Origin of the sequence: Kitasatospora sp. GP82 (assembly GCF_029892105.1) — a bacterium.
GTDB lineage: Bacteria > Actinomycetota > Actinomycetes > Streptomycetales > Streptomycetaceae > Kitasatospora.
In genome coordinates this window covers 36,064-54,003 of record NZ_JARZAJ010000006.1, presented here as the reverse complement: position 1 = coordinate 54,003, position 17,940 = coordinate 36,064, and the positions used below count along the sequence as shown (strand labels likewise).

General features: G+C 72.3%; 17 protein-coding genes. 14 read left to right on the top strand and 3 right to left on the bottom strand.

Translation table 11 applies throughout. The features are described from left to right. Positions 1–245: 245 nt before the first annotated feature. The 11 genes from P3T39_RS08070 (at position 246) to P3T39_RS08020 (ending at position 11,087) form a co-directional block, all read left to right on the top strand. On the top strand, positions 246–2,087 hold the full coding sequence (locus P3T39_RS08070) for an ABC transporter ATP-binding protein (protein WP_280696677.1): 1,842 nt from the start codon (positions 246–248) through the stop codon (positions 2,085–2,087). After that, positions 2,084–3,856: an ABC transporter ATP-binding protein gene (locus P3T39_RS08065; RefSeq protein WP_280696676.1), complete on the top strand. Its 1,773-nt coding sequence runs from the start codon at positions 2,084–2,086 to the stop codon at positions 3,854–3,856. Before P3T39_RS08070 ends, P3T39_RS08065 begins: the two co-directional genes overlap by 4 nt. A gap of 180 nt (positions 3,857–4,036) precedes the next feature. Further along, positions 4,037–4,291, top strand: a complete 255-nt coding sequence (locus P3T39_RS08060) for a LapA family protein (protein ID WP_280696675.1) — start codon at positions 4,037–4,039, stop codon at positions 4,289–4,291. Between the two features lie 31 nt (positions 4,292–4,322). Beyond that, positions 4,323–5,075, top strand: coding sequence for an amino acid ABC transporter ATP-binding protein (locus P3T39_RS08055; protein WP_280696674.1), 753 nt, complete (start codon positions 4,323–4,325; stop codon positions 5,073–5,075). Between the two features lie 12 nt (positions 5,076–5,087). Next, positions 5,088–5,975, top strand: coding sequence for a glutamate ABC transporter substrate-binding protein (locus tag P3T39_RS08050; protein ID WP_280696673.1), 888 nt, complete (start codon positions 5,088–5,090; stop codon positions 5,973–5,975). Between the two features lie 16 nt (positions 5,976–5,991). After that, on the top strand, positions 5,992–6,636 hold the full coding sequence (locus P3T39_RS08045) for an amino acid ABC transporter permease (protein ID WP_280696672.1): 645 nt from the start codon (positions 5,992–5,994) through the stop codon (positions 6,634–6,636). Next, the gene (locus P3T39_RS08040) at positions 6,633–7,496 is read left to right on the top strand and encodes an amino acid ABC transporter permease (protein ID WP_280696671.1); all 864 of its coding nucleotides are present in this window, start codon (positions 6,633–6,635) and stop codon (positions 7,494–7,496) included. The genes P3T39_RS08045 and P3T39_RS08040 overlap by 4 nt, the downstream gene beginning before the upstream one ends. 78 nt (positions 7,497–7,574) lie before the next feature. After that, the gene (locus tag P3T39_RS08035; protein WP_280696670.1) at positions 7,575–8,480 is read left to right on the top strand and encodes a LysR family transcriptional regulator; all 906 of its coding nucleotides are present in this window, start codon (positions 7,575–7,577) and stop codon (positions 8,478–8,480) included. A gap of 120 nt (positions 8,481–8,600) precedes the next feature. Continuing rightward, positions 8,601–9,164: a cysteine dioxygenase family protein gene (locus P3T39_RS08030; protein WP_280696669.1), complete on the top strand. Its 564-nt coding sequence runs from the start codon at positions 8,601–8,603 to the stop codon at positions 9,162–9,164. Between the two features lie 89 nt (positions 9,165–9,253). Continuing rightward, on the top strand, positions 9,254–10,237 hold the full coding sequence (locus P3T39_RS08025) for a putative sulfate exporter family transporter (protein WP_280696842.1): 984 nt from the start codon (positions 9,254–9,256) through the stop codon (positions 10,235–10,237). A gap of 163 nt (positions 10,238–10,400) precedes the next feature. Next, complete coding sequence (locus P3T39_RS08020; RefSeq protein ID WP_280696668.1) at positions 10,401–11,087, top strand: spermidine synthase; 687 nt, start codon at positions 10,401–10,403, stop codon at positions 11,085–11,087. Between the two features lie 79 nt (positions 11,088–11,166). Here P3T39_RS08020 and P3T39_RS08015 read toward each other — a convergent pair whose 3' ends face one another. Next, positions 11,167–13,338 carry a hypothetical protein gene (locus P3T39_RS08015; protein WP_280696667.1) on the bottom strand — a complete coding sequence of 724 codons (2,172 nt, stop codon included), beginning with the start codon at positions 13,336–13,338 and terminating at the stop codon, positions 11,167–11,169. A 172-nt stretch (positions 13,339–13,510) separates the two neighbouring features. Further along, positions 13,511–14,362, bottom strand: coding sequence for a TetR/AcrR family transcriptional regulator (locus tag P3T39_RS08010; protein WP_280696666.1), 852 nt, complete (start codon positions 14,360–14,362; stop codon positions 13,511–13,513). 116 nt (positions 14,363–14,478) lie between these two features. Here P3T39_RS08010 and P3T39_RS08005 point away from each other — a divergent pair, with 116 nt between their 5' ends. Beyond that, a complete protein-coding gene (locus tag P3T39_RS08005) occupies positions 14,479–15,204 on the top strand; it encodes a molybdopterin-dependent oxidoreductase (RefSeq protein ID WP_280696665.1) in 726 nt (241 codons plus the stop codon). Continuing rightward, a complete protein-coding gene (locus P3T39_RS08000; protein WP_280696841.1) occupies positions 15,155–15,853 on the top strand; it encodes a cytochrome b/b6 domain-containing protein in 699 nt (232 codons plus the stop codon). Before P3T39_RS08005 ends, P3T39_RS08000 begins: the two co-directional genes overlap by 50 nt. A 122-nt stretch (positions 15,854–15,975) precedes the next feature. Here P3T39_RS08000 and P3T39_RS07995 read toward each other — a convergent pair whose 3' ends face one another. Next, positions 15,976–16,503 (bottom strand): NUDIX domain-containing protein, encoded by a 528-nt coding sequence (locus tag P3T39_RS07995; protein WP_280696664.1) that lies wholly within the window; start codon positions 16,501–16,503, stop codon positions 15,976–15,978. A 209-nt stretch (positions 16,504–16,712) separates the two neighbouring features. Here P3T39_RS07995 and P3T39_RS07990 point away from each other — a divergent pair, with 209 nt between their 5' ends. Beyond that, positions 16,713–17,939, top strand: a complete 1,227-nt coding sequence (locus P3T39_RS07990; RefSeq protein WP_280696663.1) for a serine hydrolase domain-containing protein — start codon at positions 16,713–16,715, stop codon at positions 17,937–17,939. The last annotated feature ends 1 nt before the right edge of the window (position 17,940 follow it).

Below are 17,940 nucleotides of genomic sequence, written 5' to 3'. Positions count from 1 at the left end.
GAAATGATGAATCTGGACCATTGTTGACGCTCTGTGGCCCCGGCGCCGGAGGCTCGCGCCGGAAAACCTGTTGCGCACGTCACACATGAGCGGCACGCTCGGTGCCCATGACGTCCTGATGACCAGCACTCCGCCGTCACCCCTGTCCGCCCTGGCCCGCGCACCGCGCCGGGCGGCCCCGCCGCGCCCACGACCTGGGCCGCGTGCCAGAGCTTCCTGCCCGTACCACCCTGTAACGGAGCGTCATGCCGCTCAGACCTCTGCCGATGCCCGATCCCGGCAGTCCCGATCTCAGCTCACCGCCCGCCTTCCTGCGCTGGATGCAGCGCAGCCAGCGGCGCGGCCAACTGCTCGCCACCTGCTGGGCGGTTCTGGAACTGGCCTGCCAGGCCGCCCTCCCTGCGGCGCTGGGCCTGGGCATCCAGGCCGCGGCCCGGGGCGACACCGCCGGTGTCTGGCGTGCCGGCGCCCTCGCACTCGGCCTCGCCGCTCTCCAGTCGGTCGGCGGTGTCCTGCTGCACCGCCAGGCGGTGTGGAACTGGATCACCGCCGCCGCCCAGCTGCGCCAACTGCTGGCCCGCCAGGCGTCCCGGCTCGGCGCCGGACTTGCCCGCAGGATCGCCACCGGCGAGATGGTCGCCGTCAGCAGCAGTGATGTGGAGCGGATCGGCTGGTACGTCGAGCTGAACGCCCGGGTGCGGGCCGCCGTGGCGGTCTGGCTCGGCGTCAGCGTGGTCGTGGCGGTTCGCCAACCGGTGCTCGGCCTCGCCGTCCTGCTCGGTGTCCCGGCTCTCGCCGCCTCCGTCTGGCCGCTGCTGGCGCCCCTGGAGCGCCGCTACAGCAGGCAGCGCACGCTGGGCGGCAGAGCGACCGAGCTGGCCGCCGACACCGTGGCCGGGCTGCGCGTGCTGCGCGGCATCGGCGGCGAGGAGCTCTTCCTCGAGCGGTACCGCCTCGCCTCGCAGGAGGTACGCGGCGCCGCCGTCCGCACCGCCAGGGTCCATTCGCTGATGCAGGCCCAACAGGTGCTGCTTCCGGGCCTGTTCGTGGCCGGCACCACCTGGTACGGGGCCGAGCTCGCGGTACGCGGGCAGATCGGTGTCGGTGAACTGATCGCCGTGTACGGGGCGATGGCCTTCCTCGCCGCCCCGCTGCGGATCCTCGGCGAGGCCGCACACGCCTGGAGCGTCGCCCGGGTCTCCGCCGAGCGGGCGACCCAGGTGCTCGGGCTGAGCCGCACGGCGGACGGCGAGGCCCTCGTCGCCACTCTCACCCGCCCCGAGCGCAGCGACCTGCACGACCCGGTCACCGGCCTCACCGCCCGCGCCGGGCGGATCACCGCCGTGGTCTGCGGCGATCCGGACATCGCGGGCCGACTGGCCGCACGGCTCGGCGGTCACGTCCCGCTGGCCGAGGACGAGCAGCCCGAGCCCTCCGTACGCCTCGGCGGCATCCCGCTGGAGGAGGTACCGCTGGCCGAGGTGCGAGCAGCGGTGCTGGTCCACGACAAGGAGCCGACGCTGCTCTCCGGCACCCTCGCCGAGCTGTTCGAGGTGCCCGCGTCCGGGCGGGTCACCCCGGGCCAGGCGCTCGCCGCCGCCCGCGCGGAGGATGTACTGGACGCCCTGGTCGAAGGCTCGCCCGAGTGCGAAGGAGATGCGATGCGGGCGCGGATCACCGAGAAGGGACGTTCCCTCTCCGGCGGTCAGCGTCAACGGCTCGCCCTGGCCCGCTCGTTGGTCGCGGACCCGGCGGTACTGGTCCTGGACGAGCCCACCAGTGCGGTGGACGCCCACACCGAGTCGCGGATCGCCGCCGGGCTGCGGGAGCTGCGCGGTGGCCGTACCACGGTGCTCTTCGCGACCAGCCCACTGCTGCTCGATCAGGCGGACACCGTCCTGCTGGTCCACGAGGGCCGGGTCGCCGCGGCCGGCACCCATCGCGAACTCCTGCACACCGACCGGCAGTACCGGTCCGTCGTCACCCGCGACACCGAACCGGCCGATCTGCCCGGCCCGGCCGATCCGCTCAGTCCGGCCGAACGGCCTGCCGCCGATGGGCCGACCCCCGTCAAGGAGAAGGTATGAAGCCCCCCGTCGGTCAGGAGCACGGGCCGGCCGGCATGCTGCCGGTCGCCTCCGCGGCCACCGTCCGCTCCTATGTACGGCTGCTCGCCCGGCGGCACCGCTCGGGCTTCGCCGCCGTGATCGTCCTGCACTCCGTCGCCACCGTCGCGGGCCTGGTCGGCCCGTGGGTCCTCGGTTCGCTGGTGCAGGAGCTCAACGCCGGGACGGCCCAGGGCCGGATCCTGGCCGCCATCGGCTGGTATCTGCTGGCGCTCCTCGTCCAGTCCGTCTTCATCGGCTTCTCCCGGCTGCGCGGCGGGGTACTCGGCGAGGAGGTGCTGGCCGATCTGCGGGAGGACTTCCTGGTCCGCTCGGTCGCGCTGCCGCCCGGTGTGCTGGAGCGGGCGGGGACGGGCGACCTGGTCTCCCGGGGCACCACCGACGTGGACCGGCTCGCCAAGTCGGTCCGCGAGGCGGTGCCCGAACTGGCCGTCGCCCTGGTCTCGGTGGTGCTGGTACTCGGTGCCCTGGTGCTCACCTCGCCGCTGCTCGCCGTCACCGCGATCGTCGGCCTGCCACTGCTGCTGGCCACCTCCCGCTGGTACTTCCGCCGTGCTCCGCAGTCCTACCGCTCCGAGGCGGCCGGGTACGCCGCGGTCAACACCGTGCTCGCCGAGACGGTGGACGCCGGGCGTACCGTCGAGGCGCTGCGCCTGGGCGAGGCCAGGGTCCGGCTGACGGACCGCAAGATCGGCGAATGGCTGGCCTGGGAGCGGTACACCATGTGGCTGCGCACCATGTGGTTCCCGAGTGTGGACGCCACCTATGCGCTGGCGGTGCTGGCCACCCTCACCCTCGGTGGTGTCTACACCGTCCAGGGCTGGATCGGCATCGGCCAGTTGACCGCCGGAGTGCTCTACGCCCAGGCGCTGACCAACCCGGTCGATCTGATCCTCCGCTGGTACGACGAACTCCAGGTCGGCCAGGCATCCTTGGCCCGGTTGGTCGGTGTCCGCGAGGTCACGGATCCGGAGACGGACGAGGACGCGCACCCGGTGGGCCGGCAGGTCTCGGCCGCCGAGGTCAGGTTCGGCTACCGGGAGGGCGCGGACGTGCTGCACGGCATCAGCCTGGACGTGGCGCCCGGCAGCCGGGTCGCCCTGGTCGGTCCCTCGGGCGCGGGGAAGTCCACGCTCGGCCGACTGCTGGCCGGGATCTACGCCCCCGGCCGGGGCAGCGTCACCCTCGGCGGGGCGTCGCTGGCCAGGATGCCCGCCGAGCGGGTCAGGGCCCAGGTCGCGCTGGTCAACCAGGAGCACCACGTCTTCGTCGGCACCCTGCGTGACAACCTCCGCCTCGCCCGCCCGGGGGCCGACGACACCGAACTGCACGCCGCCCTCGCGGCGGTGGACGCGCAGGACTGGGCGGCGGCCCTGCCAGAGGGCCTGGACACCGAGGTCGGCTCGGGCGGCATGGTGCTGACACCTCCGCAGGCCCAGCAGCTGGCGCTGGCCCGGCTGGTGCTGGCGGACCCGCACACCCTGGTGCTGGACGAGGCCACCTCACTGCTCGATCCGCGCGCGGCCCGGCACCTGGAGCGCTCGCTCTCCCGGGTGCTGGAGGGCCGTACAGTGATCGCGATCGCCCACCGGCTGCACACCGCGCACGACGCGGACGTGATCGCGGTGGTCGAGCAGGGCCGGATCAGCGAGTACGGCAGTCACCCCGAGCTGGTGGCGGCCGGTGGACCGTACGCGGCGCTCTGGCGCTCCTGGCGGGACGAGGGGTAGGGCGCTGTCCGGACCGTTGGCCCTGCACTACCCAGGGGCGGTCGTGCCGGCAGTTGATCAAGCACAGCCCCGCGCCCCTGGGGCGCTGTGCACCCGGGTGGGTGCACGGGGTGGGCCAGGCGGGGTATCACGGGCGGCGTGGGCTGCGGAGATGGTGTAGTCGCGGCGCAGACTGCGTCCGTGGCCAAGACTTCAGGCGGTTCCTCATCCCCCGGCAGCCGGGGCAGGGGCGAGATCGCGGGTATCCCGACCCGGGTGATCGCGATCGGTGTGATCGTGATCCTGGCGATCTGGTTCCTGTTCGCCAATCTGGACAAGGTGAAGATCCAGTTCTGGGTGTTCACCGTGACCGCCCCGCTCTGGATCGCCCTGCTGGCGACCCTTGTCGCCGGCGGCGCACTCGGCTGGCTGGCCAAGGGCCGACGCGGCAAGTAGCCGTCCCGAGCCCCGGGAGGGTTCCCGCAATATGAGCACCGCAGGTTTCACACCGCTGATCGAACTGAGCGGCGTCAACAAGCACTACGGCCAGCTGCACGTACTGCAGGACATCGACCTCACCGTCGGACGCGGTGAAGTGGTGGTGGTGATCGGCCCGTCCGGGTCCGGCAAGTCCACGCTGTGCCGGGCGATCAACCGGCTTGAGCCGGTGGAGTCCGGCACCATCACCATCGACGGCGTCCCGCTTCCCGAGGAGGGCAGGGGCCTGGCCATGCTGCGTGCCGAGGTCGGGATGGTCTTCCAGTCCTTCAACCTCTTTGCGCACAAGACCGTGCTGCAGAATGTGACGCTCGCTCCGCTGAAGGTCCGTAAGCGCGGCAAGGAGGAGGCCGAGCGGAAGGCCCGCGACCTGCTGGACCGGGTCGGCCTGGCCTCCCAGGCCGACAAGTACCCGGCGCAGCTCTCCGGCGGTCAGCAGCAGCGGGTGGCGATCGCGCGTGCGCTGGCGATGGACCCGAAGGCGCTGCTGTTCGACGAGCCGACCTCGGCCCTCGACCCCGAGATGATCAACGAGGTCCTGGACGTGATGCGCCAACTGGCGCGCGAGGGTATGACGATGGTGGTCGTCACCCATGAGATGGGCTTTGCGCGGGCCTCCGCCAACCGGGTCGTCTTCATGGCCGACGGCCGGATCCTGGAGGACCGTCCGCCGGAGGAGTTCTTCGGTTCGCCCAGCACGGAGCGGGCGAAGGACTTCCTCTCCAAGATCCTGAAGCACTGAGGGGATGCTCCGATGAAGCGTCTGCCCCTGCTGCTGGCCTCCCTTGTCCTGCTGGCCGCCTGCGGCAAGCCCGGCACCCCGCCGCCGAAGGGCCCGCAGCCCGGTGCACTGCCCACTTACCAGGTGCAGAACGCCTCCGGGATCCAGGGTTCCCCCACCCTCGACCGGGCGCGTGCGCGGGGGCGGTTGGTGATCGGCGTCAAGGAGGACCAGCCCTACCTAGGGCAGAAGAACCCGGCCACCGGCCAGTACTCCGGCTTCGACATCGAGATCGCCAAGATGGTCGCCGCCGATCTCGGCTTCGGGCCCGGCCAGATCGAGTTCAAGACCATCGCCTCGGCCAACCGCGAGACCGCGCTGCAGAACGGCCAGGTCGACTACTACGTCGGCACCTACACCATCAACGACAACCGCAAGAAGCTGGTCGGCTTCGCCGGACCGTACTTCATCGCCGGGCAGAGCCTGCTGGTGCGCAAGAACGACAACAGCATCCACGGCCCGCAGGACCTGGACGGCAAGAAGGTCTGCTCGGCCGGCGGCTCGACGCCGTACCAGCGGATCGAGCAGAAGTACCCGAAGGCCCATCTGGTGTCGTACGACACCTACTCCGCCTGTGTCGACAATCTGATCACCGATCAGGTGGATGCGGTGACCACCGACAACGCGATCCTGCAGGGCTATGCGGCCAAGGCCCCGGACGAGCTGAAGATGGCCGGGCAGCCGTTCTCCACCGAGCCGTACGGCATCGGTACGCCGAAGGACGACAAGGTGCTGCGCCTCGCCATCGACGATGCGCTCGCGCGGCACGAGCAGAACGGTGACTGGAAGAAGGCGTACGACGCCACGCTCGGCCTGTCCGGGGTGCCTGCGCCCACCCCGCCGCCGATCGACCGGTACTGAGGAGGGCCGGCCCGGTATGAAAGTCCTGACCGACAACTTCTCGATCTACTGGCACGGGTTCCTCGGCACGCTCGAACTCACGGTGGTCAGCGCGGTGCTGGCACTGCTGCTCGGTGTGCTGACGGCCTCCTTCCGGGTCTCCCCGGTGCGGCCGCTGCGGGCCTTCGGCACCGGCTGGGTGACCGTCCTGCGCAACACTCCGCTGACGCTGCTGTTCTTCGTGGTGGTGCTGGGACTGCCGCGCTTCGACATCGTGCTGCCGTTCTTCACCTTCGCGGTGCTGGCGCTCGGCTGCTACACCTCGGCCTTCGTCTGCGAGGCGCTGCGCTCGGGTATCAACACCGTTCCCTCCGGGCAGGGGGAGGCGGCGCGCAGTCTGGGGATGACCTTCGGTCAGACGCTGGGCACGGTGGTGCTGCCGCAGGCGTACCGGTCGGTGGTGGCGCCGATTGGCAGTGTGATGATCGCGCTGGCGAAGAACACGGCGATCGCCGGTTCGTTCAGCGTGGTCGAGCTGCTCGGGACCTATCGCACCATCAACGAGCTCGGCTACAGCATCCTGTGGACCTTCGTCTGGATCGCGGTCGGCTATCTGATCATCACCCTGGCGATCAGCGCCATCTTCAACCTCCTCGAACGACGGGCGGCGGTGTCGCGATGACCACCAGCTCCGCGCTGTACGACGTCCCCGGCCCCAAGGCGCTGGCCCGCCACCGGCTCTACGGCGGCCTCGCGCTGCTGGTGATCGCCGCCCTGATCGGCTGGGTGGTGTACATGCTCTTCCACACCCACCAGTTCACCTACCAGAAGTGGATGCCCTTCGAGTACCGGGGTGTTCAGGACCTGCTGCTGCGCGGACTCGGCAACACCCTGAGGGCCTTTGCCTGGACGGTGGTCTTCGCGCTGCCCTTCGGTGCGCTGTTCGCCGCCGGAAGGCTCTCCGACCACCGGGCGGTGCGCTGGTTCTCCACGCTGGTGGTGGAGTTCTTCCGGGCCATGCCGCTACTGGTGATGATCTTCTTCATCTTCGTCGCCATGAAGGTGCAGCCGCTGTGGGCGCTGGTCGCCGGGCTGACCCTCTACAACGGCTCGGTGCTCGCCGAGGTCTTCCGCGCGGGCGTGCTCGCCGTACCCAAGGGGCAGCGCGAGGCCGCGTTCGCGCTCGGGCTGCGAAAGACCCAGGTGATGACGTACATCCTGGTGCCGCAGGCCAACCGGGCGATGCTGCCGACCATCATCAGCCAGCTGGTGGTGGCGCTCAAGGACACCTCGCTCGGCTTCCTGATCACCTACGAGGAGTTCCTGCACGCCGGGAAGCTGATCGCCACCAACCTCGACTACGACCTGCCGTTCATCCCGGTGGTGATCGTCATCGTGCCGGTGTACATCGGGATGTGTCTGCTGCTCTCCTGGCTGGCCCGCTGGGTGGAGAAGCGCGGGCGGCGCAGCCCGAAGGTCAGGGGCGGCGCCCCCATCGCCAAGGCCGGAGTGGTGATGGGACTGCCGCCGGAGGCGCAGTAGCAGGCGGGAGACCCCCGGACATCAAAGGGGCCGAAGGGATATTGCTCGGCCGACCCAAAATCTGCTTATGATTCAGGGGTGTTCGACTCACGGCACATCAGGACCTTCCACCAGGTCGTCAGCAGCGGCTCCTACTCCGCCGCCGCCCGCGCCCTCGGTTACACCCAGCCTGCCATCACCCAGCAGATGAAGGCGCTGGAGAGGGATGTCGGCGTCCCGCTGTTCACCCGCGCGGGGCGCGGACTGCGGCTCACCGAGGCCGGCGAAGCCCTCGCCCGGCATGCCGAGGTCATCCTCGGCAGTATGGCAGCTGCCGAGCAGCAACTCGGCGCGCTCGCCAGACTGCGCGCCGGACGGGTCCGCGTCTGCGCCTTCCCCAGCGCCAACGCGACCCTGATCCCCGAGGCGATGGCCCGGCTGCTCGCGGAACACCCGGGCGTGCGGGTCGAGTTGCTGGAGGCCGAGCCGCCCGAGTCCGTGCAGCGTCTGCTGCGCGGAGAGTGCGATATCGCGCTCTCCTTCAGCTACCCGGGATCACGTGCCGAGACCCCGCCCGAGCTGGTCGAAGTCCCGCTGATGGAGGATCAGCTCACCGTGGTGCTCCCGGTCGGCCACCAGCTCGCCCGCCGGCACGCGGTACGCCTGGCCGACCTCGGTGCCGAGCGCTGGATAGCCGGCTGTCCGCGCTGTCGGGCCAATCTGCTCCAGGTCTGTTCCGACGAGGGCTTCGCCCCGGACGTGGTGTTCTCCACCGACGACAACCTCGCCGTGCAGAGTCTGGTCGCGGCCGGGGTCGGGATCGCCCTGATGCCCGCACTGGTGCTCTCCTTCATGTGCCACCGCAAGGTCACCGGCCGCCTGGTCGAACCCCATCTGCGCCGCCAGGTCTCCGCGTACCTGCTGCGCGAGCACCTGCGGATGCCGGCCACAGCGCTGGTGCTGGACGAGCTGCGCAGGGCGGCCGCCGTGCGCGTGGGCTGCTGAGGCACGGGCTGCGAGCCGTCGGAGCCGATCTCTTCGCCCGCCCACCCATAAGCGGACGTTGGCATATCGCCAAAGAACTGTCGTTGGACGTGATAGGTGGGTCGGGCCGACGCTGCAAGCATGACAACTTCCGCCACCCTGGGCGCCGAGCGGCGCACACAGCGTATGCACCGCCTGATCGGCGCGCTGCGCGAGGTCGTCGACCGCGGCCTCCCCCCGGACCTGACCGCATACCTCATCGGTGAGCAGCTCGCGCCGCACCTCGGCGCCCCCGACCTGCTCACCCCCGAGCAGCAGCTCGGCGACCCCGACCGCTACCGCCAGCACCTGATCCACGCCGAGGCGGACGGCAGCTTCTCCCTGGTCGCCCTGGTCTGGCTGCCCGGCCAGCACACCTCCATCCACGACCACGTCTCCTGGTGCGCCACCGGAGTCCACCAAGGGATGGAGAGCGAGCGCCGCTACCGTCTGGTCTCCGACGGCCGCGCCGCCCGGCTGATCGCCACCGAGGACGTCACCAACCCGCTCGGCGCGGTCTGCGGCTTCGCCCCGCCCGGCGACATCCACCGGGTGCAGAACTGCGGCACCGCCACCGCGATCTCCCTGCACGTCTACGGCGCGGACATCTCCAGGCTCGGCAGCAGCGTCCGCCGGGTCTACCGCCTGCCCGCAGACGAGGTGTGAGCGGACCCGTGGCACTGACCCTCCGAACCGTCGCACGCCCCGCCGCACCGCCCGCCTTCCGGCCCGCGTTCCGGCGCAACGGCCCAGGACTGGCCCTCGCCGCCCTCGGCGTGGCCGCAGCCTGGGCCGTGCACCAGCTGGTCCCCGCCATCCCGAGGCTGACCGCCGCCGTCGTCCTCGGGGTGGCCGCCGCACACGTCCCCGGGCTGCGCGCACTGGTCCGCGGCGCAGCCAGGCCCGGACTCTCCCTCGCCGGACGCCGGTTGATGCGCGCCGGAATCGTGCTGCTCGGCCTCAAACTCAGCATCGGCGACGTACTCGGCCTCGGCTGGGCCACCGTCGCGATGGTCCTCGCCGTGGTCACCGCGACCTTCTTCGGCACTCTCTGGCTGGGCCGCAAGCTCGGACTGCGCGGCGATCAGCCGCTGCTGATCGCCACCGGCTATTCGATCTGCGGCGCCTCGGCGATCGGCGCGGTCAGCCAGGTCGCGGAGAGCGACGAGGAGGATGTCGCCACCTCGGTCGCCCTGGTCACGCTCTGCGGAACCCTGGCGATCGCGGTACTGCCGCTGCTGCAGCACCCGTTGGGGCTCGCCGGCGCCGAGTTCGGACGCTGGGTCGGCGCGAGTGTGCACGACGTCGGCCAGGTGGTCGCCACCGCGCAGACCGGCGGGGCGGACGCGCTGCGCGAAGCCGTCCTGGTCAAGCTGATGCGGGTGGTACTGCTGGCGCCGCTGACCGCCGGGGTGGCGCTGGCGATCGTCCGGCGGCGTGGCTCGGCGGCTCGGGCCGAGGGCAGGGCGGTTGGCAAACGGCCGCCGCTGGTGCCGCTGTTCGTCCTCGGCTTCCTCGCCATGATCGTGCTGCGCAGTGTGGTGGACGTCCCGACGGCCGTGCTGACGCTGGCCCAGAACGGACAGGAACTGCTGCTCGCGGCCGCTCTGTTCGGCCTCGGCAGCGCCGTCCACCTGCCCACCCTGGCCCGAACCGGCGGACGGGTCGCGGCACTCGGGCTCGCCTCCTGGGCGGTGGTCGCCGGCGTTTCGTACGCGGGCGTGCTGCTCACTGCATAAGACCGGAGGGTCTGGGGCCGGTCTCCGTGGACGTCGGCGATGCAGTGTGCGTGGGGCTCTGCGGATTTGCCTGGCAGGTGGCTGTGATGGGGCGGAGGACGGTCGGGCGGGTGTCATAGAGTGGGTGGGTTGCCGCCGACCACCACGCACTGTGAGGACGACGATGTCTGTACTGCCCGACCGGGACGGACTGGACGCTCCCGTCACGCTCCACCGGTGCGAGGGGCCGTACGGCGAAGTGGCGCTGCGGCGACGCGGCGAGCACTTCGAGATCATCGCCAACGGGTGCTTCCTGATGGACACCGCCGACGGACGCTCCGAGCGGCTGCTGATCCAGGCGGCGCTGGACGAGCTGTCCGCCGAGCGCCCCTCGGTGCTGATCGGCGGTCTGGGCGTGGGTTTCTCGCTCGCCTACGCCGCCGCCGAGCCGCGCTGGGGCCGGATCGCCGTGGCCGAGCGGGAGGGCGCCATCATCGGCTGGCACCGCTCGGGCCCGCTGGCCGCGTTCTCCGAACACGCCCTGGACGACCCTCGGGTGGCCGTGCTCCACACCGATCTGGTCGAGTACCTGCGCGCCGAGGGCGAGACCTACGACGCGCTCTGCCTGGACATCGACAACGGCCCGGACTGGACGGTCACCGACTCCAACCTCGGCCTCTACGGTCCCGCCGGACTGGCCGCCGCCCGGCGGCGGCTGGCGCCCGGCGGGGTGCTGGCGGTGTGGAGCGCACAGCAGTCCGCCGCCTTCGAGGAGGCGCTGCGGACCGCCGGATTCGCCGAGGTGCACACGCTGGAGATCCCGGTGCTGCGCGGTGTGCCCGATGTGGTGCACCTGGCGCGCCGCGCCTGAACTGCCGGGCTGCTCCAGCCCGTTGCCGATGTCCTTGACTATCCGGGGGTGGCCGTGTTCGGCCACCCCCGGGGGTGGCTCAGCCGAAGGGGTAGTTGGCAGGGGGCTCCGGGGTGGCCGGTGCCGGGGCGTTGGCGGCCGGAGCGGTGGACGGGGCCGGGGGCGCGAAGGGGTTGAAGTCGGCCGGGGGTACCTGGACGGGCGTCCCCTTGCCCGGGGCGGGTGCCTCGGTGGCGGCGGGTGCCTCGGCGGCCGGAGCGGTGGACGGGGCCGGGGGCGCGAAGGGGTTGAAGTCGGCCGGAGGCACGTGGACAGGCGTTCCCTTGCCGGGAGCCGGGACCGTGGGCGGGGCCGACGGCGGCGGGGGCGCGGCGAAGGTGGGAGCCGGGGCGGGCGCAGCGGCGGCACGGGCGGGCGACGAACCGGTCGTCACCGTCCCGAACGGGTCCGTCGGCTCGTTGTTCATCACCGTCCCGAACGGGTCGGCCGACTGCGCCGGCTGCGGAGCCGGTGCGGCAGCCGGGGCAGCGGGCACCGGGGCGGGTGAGGCCGGTGTGCCGAAGGGGTTGAAGTCGGCCGGGGGCACCTGGACGGGCGTCCCCTTGCCCGGGGCCGAGGCGTTGGCGGCCGGAGCGGTGGACGGGGCCGGGGGCGCGAAGGGGTCGAAGTCCGCCGGCGGCACCTGGACGGCCGTCCCCTTGCCCGGGGCAGGAGCCGCGGCCGCCGGTGCGGCAGCGGACGGGGCCGGGGGTGCGAAGGGGTTGAAGTCGGCCGGGGGTACCTGGACGGGCGTCCCCTTGAGCGGCCGTGCCTCCTCGGCCGGCGCAGCCGACTGGGCCGGGACCGAGGCCGAGGGCGGCGCGAAGGGGTTGAAGTCCGCCGGCGGCACCGTGACGGGTGTGCCCTTCGGCGCAGACTGCTCGGCTGCCGCAACCGACACGGCCACCGGCGGAGCGGCAGGAGCGGCTGGCGGAACCGGCGGAGCGGACGGGATCGGCGGGGCGCTGGTCGGCTGCGGCGGAATCACAGGCTGGGGCGACTGCGACTGCGACTGCGCCGGGGCAGCGGTGTACGGGTCCGTCGCGGGGGCGGTCTGTGCGGCGGCGGCGTACGGGTCGGTGGGAGCCGGGACTGCCGGTGCGGCGGCGGCGTACGGGTCGGTGGGGGACTGGGTCTGGACGGGGATGGGCAGTTGGGCGCCGTACACGCCGTCCCAACCGAGCTGGATGCTCTTCAGGACATCGGCGAAAGCCGCCATGTACAGCTCCCAGTCCTCCGGCTGTGCGACGGAGAGCTGAACGGCCAGCACGGAGGCGCCGTCCGGCAGCGGTACGAAAGCCTGTGCCACCGAGCTGGACGTCCGGTACGGCTGTCCGTCGCTCGACAGGGCCGGCGGAACCGGGGACGTCCGCCCCTCGACCAGGACGGCCGCCGGGCCGGAGGGCAGCAGGACCGTCCACACCTCCGCGTGCGGGCGGGAGTCGGCGAGCTGGGTGGCGAGTTCGGAGACCTGGACCGGACGGTGTGTCAGCGAGACGACCAGCGAGGCATGGCTCGGCCGCTCCGAGACGCGCAGCGCGGCGACCCCCGCGAACAGCACTCCGGCGGTGCCGAGCGGCTGGGCGAGGGCGCCCGTCAGCACCGCCCACTCCTTGCGGGTACGGAGGTCGCCGCCGGCGAAGATCTCCTCCGCGACCTCCGCGAGCTGGGCGGTACGGGCCGGCGTGGCCCCCCGGACGGCGAGCGCGTGGAAGACGGAGGGAACCACCAGGCGTATCTCGACACCCGAACCGGTGGACAGCTCCTCGGGCGCCACCGTCTGCCGGTCGGCGGCCAGTTCGGCGAGGACGGCGGGGAAGGACGGGCGGAGCTTCTCGTCGTCGGTGCGGTCCGCGCCGACCGGCAGCTGGAACTGCCCGGCGTCGAGGCCGTGGGCGGAGGCGAAGACTCCCCGGACGGCGCCGCCGCCGAAGCGGGAGAGCAGTTCGGCGGCGACGGCGGCGTCCGGTGCGGACGGGTCGGCGGTGCTGCCCGCGACTACCGTGCCGAGGCCACGGACCGTCAGGGTGCCCGGGCCGTTGGGGCTCAGGCGCAGGCCGAAGAGCGCGGAGGCGGACTGGTGGGCGTCGCGGCGGAAACCGGTCAACGAGGCGACCGGGTAGTGAGTGGCCCGCCCGTCGAGCAGGGCCGCGGCCAGCACGTCGAGCGTGGCTCCGATCTGCTCCGCGCCGGCGAAGTCGTCCTGAATCATGGCGCTGAAGCCCCCCTCACCCAAAAGCCGAAATTCCGTCCACTTTCTATCAGAAACCGCTGACACTCCGGGACAGGGACGTGGAGGAGGTGGGCGGAACGGGGCCGTGGAGGGGCCTGGGGCGGGCCCGGGGCGGGGGTCGAGGGAGATGGCGGGGCGGGAGGTGGGACGGTCAAGGGGTGGCGAGGCGAGTGAGTTGGCTGGCCAGGCCGGGGACGGTGAGGAGGGCGGCCAGCTCGCGGACGAGGCGGCCGGTGGGGCCGTCGGGGCGTTCGGCGGCGAAGAAGTCCGCCAGTTCCAGCGCGAGGGCGGGTTCGCGTGCGGCGGTCAGGGTCAGCGCGGCCACGAACTCCTGGACCAGCTGGATTTGGAGATCCTCGCGCGGCACGGCCCGTTCGGCCAGCCACTCCAGCGAGGTGATCTCGGCGTTGGCGATCCACGCCCGGACCGTCCGCCGCAGGCCCGCGCTGGGCTCGGCGACGGCCAGGTGCAGCAGGATCTGGTCGTGCGCGGCGCGCCGGACGTCGTCGATGACGGCCGTCGTTCCCGGGCTGGCCGCCACCGAACCACCGCGCAGCAGGGCGGCGAACCCGGGGCCGTGGCTGTCGACGAAGTCCAGGTAGCGGCCCATCACCCGGTACAGCCGCTCCGAGAGCGGACCCTGCGCGTGTTCCTCGAAGCGTCCGGCCAGCTCCTGTCCGGCCCGCCGCAGCGACTCCTCGTACAGCGCCTGCTTCCCGGGGAAGTAGTGGTACACCAGCGGCCGTGAGGCGCCTGCCGCCGCCGCGATGTCGTCGATGGACACGTCCTCCGGCGGGTACTTGCTGAAGAGGTCCAGTGCGACCGCGATCAGCTGCTCCCGCCGCTCGTCCACGCTCAGTCTGCGCCGCGGAGCCCGCCCGCCGGTCGAGCGCCCGCTGGTCGAGCGCTCGCCGACGGAACGCCCGGCGGCCGGGCGCCCGGCCGTGGCGTGTTCGTCGTCGGCGTGGTGGTCCGCCACCGCCGGTGTACGGGAGGAAGCCATGCCCGCCACCCTATCCGTGGCAGAAGATGACGAAACCCTGACGTCCGGGCCCCGGGCCTGGGCAGCGCGTCCCCGGCCTGCTCGAATGGCGACGTGAACGCAGAGAGAGCCACGCCATGAGAGCCGGCCCAGGTGATTCCCCGGGCCACCAGGACGGCCCACCGGTCGGCCGCCGGGTGGTGCTCGGCATGCTCGGCCTCGGCGCGGCCGGGGTGGCCGCCGGGCCGTACCTCCAACGGGCGGTCGAGGGTGTGACCAGCAAGGACCCGACCGGGCTGAGCGGCCTGCTGCCGGGTGGCGGGGGATTTCGCTACTACTCGGTGGCCGGCACGGTCCCGGCAAGGACGGCGGCCGACTACACCCTCGCCATCGGCGGCCTGGTCGACCGCCCGGCCACCTATCGGCTGGCCGACCTCCAGGCGATGCGCCAGCGCAGGATCGTGCACGACGTGCAGTGCGTCACCGGCTGGCGGGTGCCTGGGACGCCGTTCGAGGGCGTCCCGCTCGCGGATCTGCTACAGGCCGCCGGGGTGCGTCCGGAGGCGACCGCCGTCAGTTTCGGCTGCTTCGACGGCAGCTACAGCGAGAGTCTGACGTTGGATCAGGCCCGGCGCGAGGACGTGCTGGTGGCCCTGCGGATGAAGGACCAGCCGCTCGGCCACGAGCACGGCGGGCCGGTCCGGCTGTACGTCGCGCCGATGTACTTCTACAAGTCGGCGAAGTGGCTCGACTCGATCACCCTCACCTCCACCGTCCAACCCGGCTACTGGGAGCACTTCGGATATGACGTCGATGCCTGGGTCGGCCGCTCCAACGGGCGCGACGACGCCCCGACCGGCTGACCGTCGCCCGGTGCTGCGCTTCACCCGGGCAGAACGCTGGGTGCACTGGGCGACCGCCGGGCTGATGCTGGTCTGCCTGGCCACCGCCGGCTGCCTCTACTACCCGCCGCTCGCCGAACTGGTCGGCCGTCGCAGGCTCGTGGTGACGCTGCACGTGTGGTGCGGGGTGCTGCTGCCGGTGCCGCTGCTGCTGGGTCTGGCCTCGCGGGCGCTGCGCGGCGATCTGTCCAGGCTGAACCGGTTTGCCCCGTACGACCGGGAGTGGCTGCGCGCGGTGCGCCGCCGCTCGTACCGCCGTCCGGCGGGCAAGTTCAACGCCGGGCAGAAGCTCTACGCGGCGTGGACGGCCGGGGCGGTGCTGGTGATGGTGGGCACCGGGCTGCTGATGTGGTTCACCCGTCTCGCTCCGCTGCTCTGGCGGACCGGCGCCACCTTTGTGCACGACTGGCTGACCGTGGCGATCGTGGTCGCGGTCGTGGGGCACCTGCGCCAGGCGGCGAAGGATCCGGAGGCCCGGCGCGGTTTGCGTACCGGCCGGGTCGATCCGGGCTGGGCCGCCCGCGAGCACACCCACTGGGACTACCGGGCCGAGCAGCCGGCCGAGGCAGGACCGACCGGCGACACGGCCCGCGGCGTCGCGTGCCGATAGCTCTCGTCCGGACTGCGTTGTCGTCGGTCGCCGCAGCTCCGCTGCCACCCCCTCCTCCGCCTTGCGATGCGCGCACCCCAGCGCCGCTCCTTCACCCGTGCTACCTGGCCCGCCGGTCGGGCTTAGCCCGACCGGCGGGCCAGGTAGCGCCGGTACGCCTCCCGCCCGTCCGGTACGAAGTCCCAGTCGCCCTCGGCGAGCCGCTGTCCGAGCTCCTCCTCGCTCAGCCAGCCGTGCCAGGCGACCTCCTCCACCTGCGGGGAGACGGGGCCGTCCCACCGGGCTTCGTACAGATCGCACCACCAGGAGTACTTCCGGCCCTCGACGATCTCCTCGAAGAGGAACTTGAACAGCGGGGCGGGCTCGACACCGTGCACGCCCAGCTCCTCCTCCGCCTCCCGTCGGGCCGCGTCGGCGTAGTTCTCGCCGGAGCCGACCACGCCGCCGACGAAGCAGTCGTAGGCGCCGGGGGCGAAGAGTTTGGTGTCGGTCCTGCGGTGGGTGAAGATCCGCCCCTGGGGGTCGCGGACCAGGACGAAGACGCAACGGTGCGTCAGCCCGTCCCGGTACACCTCCCCACGGGTGGCCGTTCCGATGACGCGGTCCTGCGCGTCCACCACGTCCAGCAGCTCTTCGGCGGGGTTCGTCATGGGGTACACGCTAGGCGCCGACTGGTGGAATCGTCCGCGGAGGGTGACCATGCACCGCACCGCGCCCCGGGTGGCGGACGGAGAGGCCGCGCGGCGGCGGGAGCGCACCTGACACCGGCTCGGCGTCCCCGCGGTGGTCCGACTATCGTTCGAAAGGTCTGAGGAATGTTCTGAGGAATGTGGACGCACGAGCAAGAAGGTGGCGCGCGGTGGTCGAGATCTGGGGCGAGGCGGCGCAGGGCTTCGAGCCGGTCCGTGAGGCGTTCGCGCAGAACTTCCGTGACTACGGCGAACTGGGCGCGGCCTTCGCGCTCTACCTGGACGGCCGCAAGGTGGTCGATCTGTGGGGCGGCGACGCCCGGCCCGAGGTCGGCGGGCGGCCTGCCCCGGCCGTGGAGTGGACGGCGGACACCGTACAGGTGCTGCGCTCGGTCACCAAGGGGCTCACGGCGGCCACGGCGCTGCACCTGGTCCAGCAGGGGCGGCTCGACCTGGACGCGCCGGTCGCCTCGTACTGGCCGGAGTTCAAGGCCGAGGGCAAGGAGCGGGTGCCGGTCCGCTGGCTGCTCTCGCACCAGGCCGGGCTGCCCGCCCTAGACGTTCCGCTGCGGGTCGAGGACGTGATCGCCTGGGAGCCCGCCGTGGCCGCCGTCGCCGCCCAGACCCCCGCCTGGGAACCCGGCACCGCGCACGGTTACCACCCGTACACCTTCGGCTGGCTGGTCGGCGAGGTGGTGCGGCGGGCGAGCGGGCGCTCGATCGGCCAGTACTTCGCCGAGGAGATCGCGCGCCCGCTCGGCCTCGACCTGTGGATCGGACTCCCGACGGGTGTCGTTCCCCGGGTCGGGCGACTGGTGGACCTGCCCGCGCCCGAAGCGGCACACAGCGGCCCGTCCGGTCTGAGGGTGCGGCCCAAGCAGGCCGTGGTGGACGCCTACCGGGACCGGCACTCGCTCACCGCCCGCGCCTTCGCCTCGGTGCGCCCGGCCGTGGACCTCAACGACCCGGCGGTGCAGGCGGTCGAGATCCCCGGTGCGGGCGGCATCGGCACCGCGCGTTCGGTGGCCCGCTTCTACGCGGCGCTGATCGGTGCGGCGGACCGGCACGGCGGTACGCCGGGCGAGCTGCTGCCGCCGCTGCTCGGCCTGGAGCTGCTGGACGAGGCGATGGGGCCGGCCGTCAGCGGCCCGGACCGGGTGCTGATCGTCAACACCACCTTCGGCCTGGGCTTCTTCCGGCACGGCCCCAGCTCGCCGATGTCCTCCCCGGCAGCCTTCGGCCACCCGGGCCGCGGTGGCTCGCTCGGCTTCGCCGACCCCGAACTCGGGATCGGCTTCGGCTATGTCACCAACGGCATGCAGCCGGGCGTCACGGGCGACATCCGCTCACGGACCCTGATCGCGGCGGTCCGCCGGTGCCTGGCCGACCGCATCTGAC

What these genes read in the sequence shown, in the direction of transcription:
- P3T39_RS08070 (WP_280696677.1), top strand. Translation starts at nt 246, where the DNA reads ATGCCGCTCAGACCTCTGCCGATGCCCGATCCCGGCAGTCCCGATCTC.
- P3T39_RS08065 (WP_280696676.1), top strand. Translation starts at nt 2,084, where the DNA reads ATGAAGCCCCCCGTCGGTCAGGAGCACGGGCCGGCCGGCATGCTGCCG.
- P3T39_RS08055 (WP_280696674.1), top strand. Translation starts at nt 4,323, where the DNA reads ATGAGCACCGCAGGTTTCACACCGCTGATCGAACTGAGCGGCGTCAAC.
- P3T39_RS08050 (WP_280696673.1), top strand. Translation starts at nt 5,088, where the DNA reads ATGAAGCGTCTGCCCCTGCTGCTGGCCTCCCTTGTCCTGCTGGCCGCC.
- P3T39_RS08045 (WP_280696672.1), top strand. Translation starts at nt 5,992, where the DNA reads ATGAAAGTCCTGACCGACAACTTCTCGATCTACTGGCACGGGTTCCTC.
- P3T39_RS08040 (WP_280696671.1), top strand. Translation starts at nt 6,633, where the DNA reads ATGACCACCAGCTCCGCGCTGTACGACGTCCCCGGCCCCAAGGCGCTG.
- P3T39_RS08030 (WP_280696669.1), top strand. Translation starts at nt 8,601, where the DNA reads ATGACAACTTCCGCCACCCTGGGCGCCGAGCGGCGCACACAGCGTATG.
- P3T39_RS08020 (WP_280696668.1), top strand. Translation starts at nt 10,401, where the DNA reads ATGTCTGTACTGCCCGACCGGGACGGACTGGACGCTCCCGTCACGCTC.
- P3T39_RS08015 (WP_280696667.1), bottom strand. Translation starts at nt 13,338, where the DNA reads ATGATTCAGGACGACTTCGCCGGCGCGGAGCAGATCGGAGCCACGCTC.
- P3T39_RS08010 (WP_280696666.1), bottom strand. Translation starts at nt 14,362, where the DNA reads ATGGCTTCCTCCCGTACACCGGCGGTGGCGGACCACCACGCCGACGAC.
- P3T39_RS08005 (WP_280696665.1), top strand. Translation starts at nt 14,479, where the DNA reads ATGAGAGCCGGCCCAGGTGATTCCCCGGGCCACCAGGACGGCCCACCG.
- P3T39_RS08000 (WP_280696841.1), top strand. Translation starts at nt 15,155, where the DNA reads ATGCCTGGGTCGGCCGCTCCAACGGGCGCGACGACGCCCCGACCGGCT.
- P3T39_RS07995 (WP_280696664.1), bottom strand. Translation starts at nt 16,503, where the DNA reads ATGACGAACCCCGCCGAAGAGCTGCTGGACGTGGTGGACGCGCAGGAC.